Raw genomic sequence first — 14,006 nt, 5'->3', positions numbered from 1 at the left:
GACGTCACTGTCAGCAGACAACAAAAAACCCGCGAGGCTTGTCACAGCCTGCGGGCATCCTTGCCATCACCGCATCACGGCTGCGCCGCGTGCAACAGCGACACATGGCTTCGTCAAACGAAGGGATGTGCCGGAGGTGTTTTGTTCGAAACACATGAAAAACTAATCATGTTTTTGGGACGGGCGCAAGAGCTGTTCGGCGTTGATAATCGAATTGGCGATTTCATCGATCGGCACGCGCCGAGCCATCGCTTGCTCGCGCATTTCACGATACGCCTCATTCTCGCTGGTGCCGCGATTGGCCATCAGAATCGCTTTGGCCCGGGCAAGTTTCTGGTCGCCCAGTACCTTGCGCTTGTATTTGCGCGCTTCCTTGACGAGCTTTTGCCGCTCCAGCCAGAGGTTGCGGGCGATGGCGAGATTGGTCAGCAGACCAAAGGGTTTGATCGGTCTTTCGACAATGGCGAGTGCCCCGCTTTCCAGAACGATCTGCAGCGTCGAGGGGTTTTCGTAACCGACGATGGCAAGCATGGTCGGGGCAGGATTGGGGAAAGACTTCAGCAGGCGTTCGATTTCCGGTCGCGCCTCATCTTCCATGGCAAGGAAGACGACATCCGTGCCGTGCGGCAACTCGGCTGGCACCGGCCAGAGGCAACTGACCGTACAACCGATACGGCGCAGGTGATCGACGAGAAACTCCCCTTCGGATGTCCAGGGATGGATGACCAGAACCTTGAGATCCCGCAAATCTCTGAGTAGGGCGAAAGACATCGTCGCTCCTTCTCAAACCTGAACGCGATGTGGGAAAGTCTGCGTCAAGTCCGGGCGATATTCGCGCATGAACGGGTCTGGCGCCACCCGGAGCGACGGATCGTAGACGATGTCGTAGCTGCCCTGTCGATTCACCCTTGCCACTCTTGGCCACAGATGCGTGTGGTTTGTCAGCCGGTCTATCTTCACCGCACCCTGCGGTGCATCGTACTCGACATCATAGAGAGCCGGCAGAAGCTGCTCAAGCCCGTCGCCACCGGCGCGCTGCAAAGCCGCCGCATAGAGATAAACCTGGAAATAAGCCGCTTCGGCCGGCGCGGTTGGCAGCATCTGTAGGCCGTATCGCCGTTGGTAAGCCGAGACGAAGGCGCGGGCGCGGGGTGTATCCAGAGAGGCGAAGAAGGGGGCTGCGGTAATATGCCCCTCGGCCACCTCCGGTCGCATACGGATCACGTCCGCCTCGCTGGTCGATTGGCTTGCGATCGGCATCGTCGCCGCATCGAATCCGGCCTCCTTGAACGCCGTGTAGAAGGGAATGATACCGTCGCCGACAATCGTCGAATAGATGACATCCGGCTTTGCCGCGCGAATATGCCGGATGATCTTGTCAACGTCCTCGGTTTTGAGGTTCAGGGGAACATACATCTCGTCCAGCACCTTTCCGCCCACCTGAAGAAACAGGTCACTGATCGTCCGGTTGGATTCATACGGATAGACGTAGTTCGACCCCACTAGGAAAACCCGCTTTCCATAATGCTCGGTCAGGAAGTCGACGAGCTGGACGGAGTTCTGGTTGGGGGCTGCACCCGTATAGATGCAGTGACGGGAGTATTCGAATCCCTCGTAGAGCGTCGGGTAGAACAGCAGTGCATCACGGGCCTCGACGACGGGCAGAACGGCTTTGCGGGTGCTCGACATATGGCAACCGAAAACGACCCGGACCCGATCTTCGTCGCAAAGCTTGACCGCGAGTTCCTTGTAGAGATTGGGCGTCGATTGCGGATCGTAGACGATGGGTTCGATCGCCCGGCCGAGCACGCCGCCCGCCGCGTTGATCTCATCGATCGCCAGCAAGGTCGCCGCCCTCTGGGTTGTTTCCACGGCTCCCGTCACACCCGTTTCGGAGAACAGCACACCGACCCGCCAGTTTTCTGAATGCATCATCGCCCACCAAAAAATAAAAAAGCTCCCGCCCGTTTCCGGTCGAGAGCTACCCTGCTCATGGAATATTAGCGGCTCATTGAAGCCTGCCAATCCATGATGTCAGTTTCCGTGTCCGGTGACAATAGTGGAACGAAAGGCCGTTTATGGTTATCGGCTTGCATCCTCAAGGACCATCGCAGCACCTTTCATCGCGATCATCGCCGTCGGCCTTCGCAAGCGATGCTTCATCGTCGCCGACGGCAATGCTCGGGAGAACTCCTTCCGGCCGGTACGGTCTTAGCGCGGACTGTGCCATCAGCCGCCGCGTCGCGCGAATGGCATCCGCTGTTGTCAAATAGTGTTCGACAATGACAATCTCGGCGACGTCTGGCGTGTAGCCGCCAAACCCGTCTCCGACAGATCGGACAACCCGTGTGCCGCCCTCAATTACGAGCTCAGCCCAGCACGTCGTCCGCGCGGATTTAGCGGAACTCACTTTCACCCTCGAAAAAACGTTCACCAGCGGCGAGATCGACTTTGCGTCGCGTTTGGCCGAAGCGAAGGATCGAACTGACATTGCGCGAGGCCGTGAGCCTAATCGTCCGCGGTTCGCCATCCTCCCAGTCAAGGTCGAGCAGCATGCCGCCGCGCAGCCGCAAGCCACGGATCCTGCCGCCCGGCCATGCCGTCGGCAACGCAGGGAGTAAATGGATTTCCCCCGGGCGCGACTGCACGAGCATTTCCACGATGCCTGCCGCACCGCCGAAATTTCCGTCGATCTGAAAGGGCGGATGAGCGTCGAACAGGTTTTTATAGCTTCGTTCCGGCGTCAGAAGCAGTTTCAGTACGTTGTGAGCATGGTTACCATCGCGCAGCCGCGCCCAAAGATTGATGCGCCAGCCGATACCCCACCCCGTCGCGTGGTCCCCGCGGATCTCCAGGGAACGGCGGGCGGCGGCGGCGAGGTCGGGCGTTCTGTCCATGTCGATCTGCCAGCTCGGATAGAGGCCGTAGAGATGCGAGACATGGCGGTGATGCATCTCCGGCGCCTGCATGTCCCAGTCTTCGAGCCATTCCTGCAACTGGCCATTCGCGCCGATCCTGTCGGGCGCGAGGCGCGGCAGCACACGATCGATGTCGGCGACAAGATCGATCTCTCCACCGATTGAGACTGCGAGAGGGCGCAGGAGACCCAAAAAATCGCGGATGAGTTGACTATCCATCGCCGGACCGGCGCAAATCGAAGCTCCGTACGGGTGGGCGTTTTCGGGTGAAAGCGATGGGTTCGTCACCAGATAATCCGTGCCGGGGAACGGGACGAGCACGTCGAAGAGGAAGTGCGCCGCCTCCCGGGCGACCGGAAACAGTCGACGTCGCATCGCTTCGGCGTCATCAAGGTAGTCGCAAGCGTCCAGCAGATGCGCCATCAACCAGATACCGCCCGTTGGCCAGAGGCCCCATTTGGCGCCGTCGATCGGTCCCGTTGCGCGCCAGAGATCGGTATTGTGATGCATGACCCAGCCGCGGGCGCGATAATGTACGTGTGCCATCGCCTTGCCGGTCTCGGCAAGCTCTTCGGCCATTGCGACGAGCGGCTCGAGGCACTCGTGTAGATTGGCCGGTGCCGGGAGCCAATAGTTCATCTGAAGATTGATGTTGGCTGTGTATTTGCTGCCCCAGGGCGGATCCGTTTCCGCATTCCAAATGCCCTGCAGATTGGCCGGTTGCGTCCCGGGACGCGAGGAGGCAATCATCAGATAGCGGCCGAACTGGACATAAAGCGCCGCCAGCGCCGGATCATCGCCACCAGCGAATCCAGCGATACGTTGGTCGGTTGGAAGCGACGCTGCAGGCGTCGATCCGAGATCGATGGCGAATGCGCTAAACAGCCGCCGATGCTCCTCGATATGGTCGTCGCGCAACGATACGAAGTCGCGCGAAGCGGCTCTTTCGAGCCTATCGACGATATCGCGCTCGGGATGTCCCAATACGTCGTCGTAGCGCCTGAAGCTCGTCGCCGCATCGAGAAAAACCAGAACCTCGTCAGCGCCTTCTACCGACAGGCCTCCCCCCGAAGCGTTGACCGTTCCACCGCTGTTGATAAGCCGGATGCCAAAGGAGAACCGGAGAGCGGCGGCAATGCCGGATTCTGCTTTGCCCTTGCCCGAAAAGCTCAGCTGGGATCCCTCGCCTATGCGCATCTCTCCCTGCTGTGGACTGTCGATGGAGATCCGGCAGCTGATCGCGCGTTTCCGGTCAGCCGAGAGGCGTAGGACCAGCACACCATCGACCGGCGACACGAAGGCTTCGCGCAGGTAGGCGATGCCGTCGCCAGTGTAAGACGAGGTAGCGATGGCGGTATCGAGATCGAGCGCACGCCGATACCCGGAGACGCTCTCGCGGTGATCGAATTCGAGATGGAGATCGCCGATAGGCTGGTAGGACATCTGCTTGATCGGCCGTGCCATCAGATGTTTCTCGGCCAGCGCCTCGGCGTCCGCATAGCGGCCGTCGAAAATCAACTGCCGCACGGTTTCCAGATGACCAAAAGCGTCTGGATTGACGGGCTGATAGGGACCGCCGGCCCAGAAGGTGGCTTCGTTGATCTGCAGGTGCTCGCGCAGGGGATCGCCGAAGACCATGGCGCCGAGCCGGCCGTTGCCGAGCGGCAGCGCGTCGGTCCAAAGCTGTGCGGGCGTATCGTACCACATAAGATGAGCGGTCATGGCTACTCCGCCGGAAGGGTGTTTGCGGGGCGCGTCCCGCGGATGCGCTCACCGTCCCCGTCGAAGAGCAGGGCCCTTCGTGCGGGGAAGCCGGCAGTGACGATTTCTCCGGGGCGGTGGATGGTCTCGGAGCGGTCCTCGATGATGACGGCCTGCCCGGAATTCAGCGTGCCATAGATGAAACGGGTGCCGCCGAGATTTTCCACCACGTCGACCTTGAGGTCGATTGCGCCGCCAGCATCGTCGCGTCCGCTGAAGTGCTCGGGCCGAATGCCAGCTTTGATCGGAATGTCGCCTGCGCCCTGCAAGAGACCGGTCTTGAAGACAGCGCCGCAATCGAGCCTAACCACGCCGTTGGGTTCCAGCGTGCCATCCAGGAAATTCATGCGCGGCGAGCCGATGAAACCGGCGACGAAGAGGTTGTCGGGGTCGGCATAAAGCGTATCCGGCGTCCCTGTCTGCTCGATCTTGCCGGCGCGCATGACGACGATCTTGTCGGCGAGTGTCATCGCCTCGGTCTGGTCATGGGTGACGTAGATCATCGTGGCGCCGATGCGCCGATGCAGCTTGGCGATCTCGACACGCATTGAGACTCGGAGCTCGGCATCCAGGTTCGACAGCGGTTCGTCGAACAGAAAGACAGCCGGATTGCGCACGATCGCCCGGCCGATCGCGACGCGCTGGCGCTGGCCGCCCGAGAGCTGAGCGGGTTTGCGCTTGAGCAGCGGTTCGATCTGCAAGGTGGCGGCCGCAGCGGCGACGCTCCTGTCGATATCGGCCTTGCTCATGCCCGCCATGCGCAGCGAGAAGCCGATATTCTGCTCGACCGTCATATGCGGATAGAGGGCATAGTTCTGGAAGACCATGGCGACGCCGCGCTCGATCGGATCGGCCTCGTTCATGCGCCGCCCATCAATCTTGAGATCGCCAGCGGTGATCTTTTCAAGGCCGGCGATCATCCGTAGCAGCGTCGATTTCCCGCAGCCGGAAGGGCCGACAAAGACAGTGAAAGAGCCGTCATCAACGCTTAGATTGAGCCCCTCGATTGCTTCGAAACTGCCATAGGACTTGTCGATATCGTGTAATTCTACGCTGGCCAAAGCTTCCTCCCTTTAACCGCTTGGCGGGCAGAACGCGTCAGGTGATCCGTCGCGTCGAGCCCCGCAAAATGATGTCGCATTCAAGAACGACGCTGCGGGTCGCCCCTCCTGATGGTTCCGTCAGGCGTTCCACGAGAATGTCGGTGATGGTCTCGGCAATGCTGGCGACTGGCTGGGCGACGGCCGTAATGCCGGCCTCATAGAGGCGGAAGATCGCCACGTCGTCGAAGCTCGCCAGCGAGATATCGTCGGGCACGTGACGGCCGTTCTCCTTCAGCCAGCTGAGCGCCCCGACCGCCATGCCGTAATTGGCGGAGAAAATAGCTGTGGGTGGGCTTTCCAGCGACATCAGTCGCTTGGTCGCCTCGTAGCCGCCATCCATGCGCCAGTTGCCGCGCACTGCCAGGGAAGCATCCACCACGATGCCCCGGTCGCGCAGCGCCTGCTCGTATCCGGCCAGGCGTTCGATTCCCGACGAATTGCGCGGGTCACCCGTCAGCATGCCGATGCGCGTATGGCCGAGATCGATCAAATGGCTGATTAGGCGGTGGCTCGCGCGGTGATTTTCGACCATCACCCGGTCCGCCGCGAGCCCACGCACGTCGTTATTGTAGAAGATGATCGGAATGTCGTGATGGATCAGGTCGTCGACGCGATCATAGACCTCAGCCGTGCCGTCCATGACCAGTGCATCGACGCGTTGCGCGGCAAAGAAATCGAGAGCCTCGGCGACCACGCGCGGATCGCCGCCATGACAGTAGGTCAAGAGCGCTCGTCCGGTCTGACGCACGGAAATGGCCAGATATTCCAACATCCGGGCATGGAATTCGTCGAAGGTCGGCACCAGGAAGCCGATCATATGGGTAAGGTCGGTACGGATCGAGGCCGCTGCGGCATTGCGCCGGTAGCCCAGATCCTGGATTGCGCGCTCGATCTGTTCGCGGTTCGAGCGGCGGATCGTCTCGCCGTTGAGATAGCGCGACACGGTGCCGACAGCGACGTCCGCCACCCTGGCAACGTCGATAATCGTGGCTCCGCGTCTCTTTCCGGCCGTCTGGTCCGTCTGTCGCATGTCGGGCGGGCTCCTGCACTCATTGAGGGGAAATAGCGCCAGGGGAAGCGCTTTTCCGTCGTATAGCCCAGCGCTCCGCCGCCCACCAGCGTTGCGGGCGGCAAGAGCAATGTCCGACGGTTCCCCTACCTCGACCTGCATCAGACGCCTTCGAACACCACGGCGCTGTGGATATGCAGGCGCGGCACTGTGATGCTGATGGCGCCGTCTGCGCCGGCTTCCCAGGCCAGATCCTCTCCGGTCATGGCATCGAAAACCCGCTTCGGCTTTGCCGGCAACCGCACGCTGGCGTTTACCGGGCCGATCGCCGGGATGTCCTCGATCATTTCCATCACCCGTGTCGAGCCGTCATCGCCACGAACATCCTTGCCGCGGATCTGCGGCGGTCCGTAAAGAAGATGCAGGATGTGGCGATTGTGCCCAATCTGCCGGGTCAGCGTTGCCCGGCCGGATGAGGGAAGATCGGTAACCATCGCCGGATCGGGAACGAGACGATCGAGAAGCCCTCGAACAACATATTTATAAAGCGGCTGGCCAATGGCCCGGTAAAGCCGAAAGATCGGGTAGGCAATATAGGCGGTGCCTCCATGCTCGGTCACGGCAGCGCCAAGCATATCAGCGGCTGTATCGTCCGGAGCATGCTGGTGCGAGCAGAAATGTTTGTAAGACCGGTTGAAGTAGGAGGGGTAGATACCGGCCAGCACCGTTGCGCCGACCGGACGGACGGTTTCGGCTTCATCGTAGAAAACGAAAGCCGTTTCCGGCATGGACGGATCAAGGTCCTTGCCTGCCTTCACATAGCTCGGTCTGAACGCGACCGGCGTTGGCTGCCGCTCGATGCCGAGATCGACAGCAAATGCACCACCATCCCCGATGCCCGAATGCCAGGAGGCGATGATCTTGCCGCCACTGGCGAGATAGGCTTTCAGCCGCGACGCAAGGGCAGCATCGACCGGGATTTCGTCCGGCAGGATCAGCAGTCGGTACTCCTCGAAACGAGCGGAACTGTCGAGCACGTCGAAGGGCCGCTTCAGTTCCTGCAGCATTTGTGCCGCGCCATCGTCGCTCGGATGATTGCGCGCGCCCTTAGGGTTCATATGCTCGGCCGACAATATGGCGATCTCGGAGACCTGCTTGGCCCCATGCAGAAACGGCTCCAGCTTTTCGACGCGTCGATAGGCCGGCGCGATCGAGGCATAGGTATCAGGATTGATGGCGCCGTTCGGATGCAACTGGTCGCCGACCAGGCACTTCGATCCGAGCGCGATCATTTGCGCACATTCATATTCCAGCGCATCAGGGTGCTTGAAACCGCCGAACTCACCCCACGAGGTGTGGAACTTGCCTGTATGAGCCAGGAAATCCATGCCGAGCGTTGCCGCGTAGCGCGCGCTGGACGGAAAGTGATCGTAACCCCAACCGCCGGTGGGCAGGCTTTCGAGCTCGAGATGAGAATAGTTGGAAAAGCGCTTCGGGCCCTGCTTGTGGATATGTCCGCAATTGTAGAAGACGCGGAGATTGGGGAACTCCTTGAACAGCGCCTCGCTCGTTTCACGCCGGAACTGTTCGTTGACGGCCTCGTCGTTCTTCAGCCGGTCCGCCGAATTTTCTGGATCGAGGCCCTCGCACTGCATGCGCTCGATGCAAGCCGGGCAGACACAATCCGGCGTGAGGATGATATCGAAGAACAGACCCTGCGTGGAATAGCTTTGCGCGACTTCGCGCGCCTGGTCGAGAATGTATTTCCGTAGGCCGGCATGGTTGAGGCAGAGCGTATGCCACGCCGGGCTAAGCTGTTTGCCCGCCGAAGGGTCGTCCGGACGGTCGTGATGGTATTGGTTCGACGCGGTCATGGCGCGCCATTCGGGATGTTCGCGCGCCGTCAGCTCGTCCCACTGTACCGATATATAAATCGGGCTTTCGATATCGGCCGCCGACAGCGCCTTCACCATGTCGCCGAGGAGGTCCGGGCGGGCCAGCCGCGGATGCGGCTTGCCGACCTTGGTCGGATAGTAGGACCAGCCGTGATGGCACTTGGCAAAGATCGTGATCGAGTCGACATGCGCCGCCTTCAGCGTTGAAACGAAAATATCCGGATCGAAGTCGACGCCGATTCCGGGAATATGTTCCGACGTATGGAAGTCGAGATGGATCTGACGGTAGCGCAACGGCTTGTTTGTGGTGCTAGGCATGGTCCTATTCCTTTGCGCCGGTGCGGGTTTGAGAGCCGGCGGCGAACTGACGTTGGAAGACAAGAAAGACGAGGAGGGGAACGATTGTCGTGATGATCGCCGCCACCGAGCGCAGGTCCCAATTGATCTCGTAGCTGCCGGAGATGCGGGCGAGCAGCACGGGCAGGGGTACATCGTTGCGCAGGAAAAGCATTGGCAGCAGCAGGGCGTTCCAGGTCCAGAGGAACTGCAGGATGCCGACGGCGAAGATCGGCGACAGGCTGTTCGGCAGTACCACATGACGGAAAGTCGCAATCGGTCCGCAGCCGTCAATCTTGGCTGCTTCCACGAGTTCGCGCGGGAAATCCTCGAAGAAATTTTTGACGAGGAAGATCGACCAAGCGAAGGACATCCCGACATAGGGAATGAGAACGGAGAGAATGTTGTCGATCAGCCCGAGATCGCGCCACAGCGTGAAGAGCGGAATGATGACAACCTGCTGCGGCAGCACGAATGCGTTGATGATGATGATCAGCAAGATGCGGCGGAACGGGAAATTGAGGAAATGGAAGGCGTAGGCCGCTGCCGGCGTCAAAACCATCGTCAGCGCCGTCGCAATCCCCGCCGTTTTCATCGTCACCCACATGGATTGGGACAGCGGATATTTGTCCCAGACGCGGTGCCACGCATCGAAGGTCAGATCGAAGCGCTCGAAGTGCCACCAGCCAAGCGAGACGCCCTCGGGAGGACGCAGGGATGTAACAACGATACCGGCGATTGGGATGACCCAGATGCAGGCGATGATGCCGACGAATATGACAATCCAGCGGGGAGCCTTGCCGATCATTTCGCACCTGCCGTTCGCTGGATGATGGCGGGGATCGAGACGATGAGCACGGCCAGCAGCAGGATGACGGTCGCGGCGGCGCCATAGCCCAGTTTGAACTGGGTCATGGATTCCCGGTACATGAAATAGCCGACCGTCTCGGTTGAGCGCACCGGTCCGCCGCCCGTCAGGATATAGATGATGTCGAAGGCGCGCAGGGCACCCAGAAGATTGATGAAAACCGCGACACGCACGCCGGGCATCGATAGCGGCATCATGATATGGCGCATGGTCGAGAGCGGCTTGGCGCCGTCCATATAGGCTGCTTCGAGCACGGATTTCGGGATTGCCTGGATGGCGGCGAAGATCAGCATCAGGGGCAAGCCTACGCCACTCCACGATGCGGCTATGATGAGCGCCCACAGTGCCGTATTGGCGTCACCGAGCCAAGCATGCGAGAAGCCGGAAAACCCGAAAAGCTGAATCAGCGAATTGAGCAGGCCGCCGGCGTCGGCCCTGTAGATGCCGATCCACATGTAGCCCGAAACTGCCTCCGAAATACCGAAGGCGGCAAAGATCATCACGCGGAACGGCAGCGTCTGTCGTGGCGCGAACGCGCACGTCATTGCCAGAGCCCAGCCAATCGAGACAGAAATCACCGTCGTCCCGATCGTGAATATCAGGGTCGTTAGCAGCGTGCTGCGAAAGGCTGCGTCCGAAAACAGCCGCACATAATTGCCGAAGCCGATGAAGGAAGGCTTCCGCAGGCCCTGTATGTCCCAGAAGCTCAAGCGGATAGTCTCCACCAGCGGATAGACGACGGCTACGGCAAAGAGCACGATGACAGGTGCGATCAGGATCAATGCGGCGGGCGTGTCCCTGAGCAGACGCCGGCGGCCTAAAATGCTGACCGCTAGCGGGGAAACCTGCATCACGCCCGCCGCTTCCCGCGCGGGGGAAGTGCCGGCCATCAGTAGGATCCCTGGGCCTTGGTTTCGATTGCCGCAAGGACGGTATCGATATTAGCGGCCGAGGGATCCTGCAGAAATTTCTGCAGCTGCACGCGATATTCATCGACGAGGTCGCCGGGCAAGAGATCTCCGAGCACGAATTGCAGCTTCGAGCTTGCGACCGCTGATGTCGCCACCTTTTGCGTCTCGCCATAGAGCGACGTGTCGGTATTGCTGCTTGGTGACGCATAGCCGTTCTTGGCAAGAATGTTGGCGGCCTCGGCGCTTGTCCAGAAATCGAGGAAGGCGTCTGCTGCCTTCGGATTGGGGCCGTTTGCCGTGACGAGCAGTTCCTTGGTATCGACGCTCGACGTGTCGTCATGACCCATGCCGAGGGCGGGGAACTGGAAGAGACCGTAATCCTTACCTTCGGTGAGTTTGTAATCATTCTTGGCGCGGTTATTCATCCACATGCCGATCAGCAGGTAATTTTTGGAATTCGCCTGGAAGATTTGGTCGGCTTCCCCGTCCCAGTCGTTGGCGAGCATGCCGTTCGCCGCGCCGCAGCAGCCCGCGGTCAACATTTCGGCATATTTTGTAAGCGCATTCTTCACGGCCGGATCGGTCCACGAAATTTCGTGCGCGCCCAGCTTCGAAGCCGTCTCGACGCCTGCCGTTCTCAGTAGCAGCGTTTCGAACCATTCGGCATGCGCCCAGTATTTGCCGGGAATAGCGACCGGAGCCGCGAACCCAGCTTTTGTAAGCTTCGCAAAGCTGGCGACGAACTCGTCCCAGCTCCTCGGCGGCTCGGTGATGCCCGCCTTGGCAAGGTGCTCCTTCTTGTACCAGATGCCGGAGCGGTTGCCGAAGGTGTAGGTCAGGCCATAGGTCTTGCCGGCTATAGCGCCGAGATCCTTCCAGGATTGGCTGATGAGCCTGTCCCAGCCAAAGGACTTCCATTGGTCGTCGATCGGCCGCAGCATGCCGGCATCGAGCAGTTCCTTCCGGAAGGCCGGCCAGGTGTTGTAGAGAACATCGACCACTTCGCCGCCCATGAGTGCCGTGCGGATGCCACCGCGCATGTCTCCTTGGCCAGTAATGGCAACTTCCCTGATCGTCACTTTCGGATATTTCGCCGTAAATGCATTCTGGATCTGGTGCATCATGTCGAGCTCGGAACCACCGAGCCAATTCAGCACCACAAGTTCGCCGCTCACGCTATCCTGCGCATTGGCGCTACCCGCCAACGTCATCAATGCGGCACTTCCCGCACCCGCAAGCAGGGTGCGGCGACGTATCTCATGCGTGAATCCACTGCTGTTGGTCATGTCACATCCTCCCAAACGTTGACTTTGCCCTTGGCACTCAATTTAATTGAAACGTTATCATCTATCTTGAAACTAGCAAGGGTTTTGTCTGATAGTGCTCAACGAGCCGAACCGTTGCGTGGCGGCGGCACCAAACAAGATAGGAGCACAAAATGACCCGGCTTAAGGACAGCGTAGCGGTCGTCACCGGTGGCGGTAGAGGGATCGGTCGGGAGATCGCGCTCCGGCAGGCGCGAGAGGGCGCCAAGGTCGCAGTGCTTGCGCGAACCGCCACTGAGATCGAGGAAACAGCCTCGCTGATTGAAGATGAGGGCGGGCAAGCGATCGCTGTGACGACCGACATTACCCAATACAGCGCCGTCGAAAACGCTTTTGCCCGGATCGCATCGGAGTTCGGTCCGGTTGATACGTTAGTCAACAATCACGGTTCTTTCCAGGCTTTCGGACCGATATGGGAGTGTGACCCTATTGCCTGGTGGCGGGATGTAGAAATCAACTTGCAAGGGACGTTTCATACCTCCCGCACGGCTTGTTCGACAATGTTGGCGCGCGGCAGAGGCAGGATCATCAATCTCGTTGGCGGAGGGACGGGCAACAGTTTCCCACACGGTTCCGGATACGCATCGAGTAAAGCAGCGATCATGCGGCTGACCGAGTGTCTCAATGATACGACGATCGCTCATGGCATACGCGCCTTTGCCGTCGACCCCGGGCTCGTACGCACCGACATGACGGAAAAGCAGTTGTTTTCGGAGGCAGGCAAAACTTATCTGCCCGCCATCCAGCAGCTCTTCGACGACGGCGTCGATATCCACCCTTCTCGAGCTGCACTTCTTATCGCGGACATCGCCGCTGGCCGGTTCGATGTACTTGCTGGTCGCCTCTTGCGCGGCGTCGACGATCGAGATGTACTCGAAAAGGAAATGGACGCTTTGGCTGAAGCCGATGGAAGGGCATTGCGCTTCAGCGCGATAGAACAACAGAAGCTCTGAGGGGGTTTCGATCCTCCCTTCAGTTCCATAAATAGCTGTTACACCACAAAGGTCGAGTTTTCAGCATCCTAGAAAAGAGGCTGTTGGGCCGTGGTATGTATTCCATCAAGAGCACTAAAACGGGCGGGGCCTCGGCTGATTCGTATCGATTTGCAACGATGCTTCGAGTCTTTCTCGCAACACCTGAGCGGGAACTGTAATCTTGGACGGATTTGGCTGGATTAGAGTGCTTCAGTTGCGGTATCCGTAGGACTGCGAAGCGATTTGCGCGAGCGGGACAGCTAGAGAAAGCACGTCCGCATCTCCTAAAGCAGGACCTTGATGAACGCGGATATGATAGCCGCTTGGGCGGTGGAAAACGTCTCCACCATCAGCCCGACTGAGCGGTTGGCAGTGACGTGAAATCATCCTGGCCAGTTGCCCGACCAGCCTCCCACGAACATTGCGCGACGTAGCGACAATCGCAAAGCCCAGCTCGCGCTCATCGACGACATCGTTGAGAGATTTGAAGCGACATACCTCCGGCTTTGATTGCCGCGCCGAATAAGGGCGATCGACCGTTGCCAGCCGGCAGGTGAGCCCATTCTCGCGCCATGCCCGGATGTTTACCGCTCAGGATGAAGATCTTGATTGCGCGTGATGTTGCATCGTCCGCGCTTCATCTGCGACGAGAGGGACGTGATGCCGCCTCGCGGATTTGCCACGTCTGCCTCCGTCAAAACCTCCCACTAAGATTGCGGCCTCGCGGCCTGCCCCGGCTTTTGGTCCTGCCAGGCTCGCGCCGCCGGCAACGGCTTTGCCGTCCTCCACTTCGTTGCGGCCCTGCGGGTGCAGGCAGCGCTTGCAGCCCGGCTTTCGGACCGCCGTAGCAGGTCGCGATGGCCGCGACCTCGAAACGGAGGTTCAGACATGAGCAGGCAACAATCC

10 protein-coding genes are annotated in these 14,006 nt (G+C 59.9%); 1 reads left to right on the top strand and 9 read right to left on the bottom strand.

What is annotated here, in order from left to right:
* Positions 1-162 precede the first annotated feature (162 nt).
* The 9 genes from FY112_RS15250 to FY112_RS15205 form a co-directional block, all read right to left on the bottom strand.
* Entirely contained in the window at positions 163-771 is a 609-nt protein-coding gene (locus tag FY112_RS15250; RefSeq protein ID WP_017956939.1) for an ANTAR domain-containing response regulator, read from the bottom strand.
* A gap of 12 nt (positions 772-783) precedes the next feature.
* Entirely contained in the window at positions 784-1,935 is a 1,152-nt protein-coding gene (locus tag FY112_RS15245; RefSeq protein ID WP_151518764.1) for a transporter substrate-binding domain-containing protein, read from the bottom strand.
* A gap of 461 nt (positions 1,936-2,396) precedes the next feature.
* Positions 2,397-4,640 (bottom strand): glycoside hydrolase family 95 protein, encoded by a 2,244-nt coding sequence (locus tag FY112_RS15235; RefSeq protein ID WP_151518748.1) that lies wholly within the window; start codon positions 4,638-4,640, stop codon positions 2,397-2,399.
* A 2-nt stretch (positions 4,641-4,642) separates the two neighbouring features.
* Positions 4,643-5,740: a sn-glycerol-3-phosphate ABC transporter ATP-binding protein UgpC gene (ugpC, locus tag FY112_RS15230; protein WP_151518747.1), complete on the bottom strand. Its 1,098-nt coding sequence runs from the start codon at positions 5,738-5,740 to the stop codon at positions 4,643-4,645.
* A 37-nt stretch (positions 5,741-5,777) separates the two neighbouring features.
* The gene (locus tag FY112_RS15225) at positions 5,778-6,812 is read right to left on the bottom strand and encodes a LacI family DNA-binding transcriptional regulator (RefSeq protein ID WP_151518746.1); all 1,035 of its coding nucleotides are present in this window, start codon (positions 6,810-6,812) and stop codon (positions 5,778-5,780) included.
* A gap of 140 nt (positions 6,813-6,952) precedes the next feature.
* Entirely contained in the window at positions 6,953-9,004 is a 2,052-nt protein-coding gene (locus FY112_RS15220; RefSeq protein WP_151518745.1) for a beta-galactosidase trimerization domain-containing protein, read from the bottom strand.
* Positions 9,005-9,008: 4 nt separating this feature from the next.
* Complete coding sequence (locus FY112_RS15215) at positions 9,009-9,830, bottom strand: carbohydrate ABC transporter permease (protein WP_011648905.1); 822 nt, start codon at positions 9,828-9,830, stop codon at positions 9,009-9,011.
* The gene (locus tag FY112_RS15210; protein WP_029874476.1) at positions 9,827-10,780 is read right to left on the bottom strand and encodes a sugar ABC transporter permease; all 954 of its coding nucleotides are present in this window, start codon (positions 10,778-10,780) and stop codon (positions 9,827-9,829) included. The genes FY112_RS15215 and FY112_RS15210 overlap by 4 nt, the downstream gene beginning before the upstream one ends.
* Positions 10,780-12,087 carry an extracellular solute-binding protein gene (locus FY112_RS15205; RefSeq protein ID WP_151518743.1) on the bottom strand — a complete coding sequence of 436 codons (1,308 nt, stop codon included), beginning with the start codon at positions 12,085-12,087 and terminating at the stop codon, positions 10,780-10,782. Before FY112_RS15205 ends, FY112_RS15210 begins: the two co-directional genes overlap by 1 nt.
* A 152-nt stretch (positions 12,088-12,239) precedes the next feature.
* Here FY112_RS15205 and FY112_RS15200 point away from each other — a divergent pair, with 152 nt between their 5' ends.
* The gene (locus FY112_RS15200; protein ID WP_151518741.1) at positions 12,240-13,079 is read left to right on the top strand and encodes an SDR family NAD(P)-dependent oxidoreductase; all 840 of its coding nucleotides are present in this window, start codon (positions 12,240-12,242) and stop codon (positions 13,077-13,079) included.
* Positions 13,080-14,006 lie beyond the last annotated feature (927 nt).

This window comes from Rhizobium sp. PEPV16, from assembly GCF_008919455.1.
GTDB lineage: Bacteria > Pseudomonadota > Alphaproteobacteria > Rhizobiales > Rhizobiaceae > Rhizobium > Rhizobium leguminosarum_Q.
The sequence above is the reverse complement of the archived record's forward strand: the minus strand, read 5'-3'. Positions and strand labels throughout refer to the sequence as shown.

Coding starts and splice junctions, on each gene's coding strand:
- FY112_RS15250 (WP_017956939.1), bottom strand. CDS start 771: ATGTCTTTCGCCCTACTCAGAGATTTGCGGGATCTCAAGGTTCTGGTC.
- FY112_RS15245 (WP_151518764.1), bottom strand. CDS start 1,935: ATGATGCATTCAGAAAACTGGCGGGTCGGTGTGCTGTTCTCCGAAACG.
- FY112_RS15235 (WP_151518748.1), bottom strand. CDS start 4,640: ATGACCGCTCATCTTATGTGGTACGATACGCCCGCACAGCTTTGGACC.
- FY112_RS15225 (WP_151518746.1), bottom strand. CDS start 6,812: ATGCGACAGACGGACCAGACGGCCGGAAAGAGACGCGGAGCCACGATT.
- FY112_RS15220 (WP_151518745.1), bottom strand. CDS start 9,004: ATGCCTAGCACCACAAACAAGCCGTTGCGCTACCGTCAGATCCATCTC.
- FY112_RS15215 (WP_011648905.1), bottom strand. CDS start 9,830: ATGATCGGCAAGGCTCCCCGCTGGATTGTCATATTCGTCGGCATCATC.
- FY112_RS15210 (WP_029874476.1), bottom strand. CDS start 10,780: ATGGCCGGCACTTCCCCCGCGCGGGAAGCGGCGGGCGTGATGCAGGTT.
- FY112_RS15205 (WP_151518743.1), bottom strand. CDS start 12,087: ATGACCAACAGCAGTGGATTCACGCATGAGATACGTCGCCGCACCCTG.
- FY112_RS15200 (WP_151518741.1), top strand. CDS start 12,240: ATGACCCGGCTTAAGGACAGCGTAGCGGTCGTCACCGGTGGCGGTAGA.